Origin of the sequence: Halomonas sp. ND22Bw, from assembly GCF_003011945.1 — a bacterium.
Classification (GTDB): Bacteria; Pseudomonadota; Gammaproteobacteria; order Pseudomonadales; family Halomonadaceae; genus Halomonas; species Halomonas halophila.
Genome location: NZ_PXWD01000813.1, coordinates 1 through 274, shown reverse-complemented (window position 1 = coordinate 274; position 274 = coordinate 1). Strand labels below are relative to the sequence as shown.

Annotated in this window: 1 protein-coding gene; it reads left to right on the top strand. The window is 66.8% G+C overall.

All coding sequences use genetic code 11. The annotated features are described in order from the left end of the window. Positions 1-274 (top strand): STN domain-containing protein (locus tag CVH10_RS26020; protein WP_181244587.1); only part of this gene is annotated, 274 nt, incomplete at both ends.

Below are 274 nucleotides of genomic sequence, written 5' to 3'. Positions count from 1 at the left end.
CTTCGGCCGGCAGTCCGGGACACAGATCGCCGTCGATACGGCCTCCGTCGCCGGCAAGACCAGTGGCGCCGTCAGGGGGACGATGACGGTCGAGCAGGACTTGCGGCAACTGCTTGCCGGACCCGGCCTTTCCTTCCATTTCACGTCCGCCAATGCGGTGACCGTGTCGGCGCTGGCGGACCTGGGGACGGGGGCTCTGCAGATCGATCCCGTGCAAGTGCAAGGCGCGTACGTGCCGCCGCAGGCGATGATCGACAATCTGCCACCGGCTTAT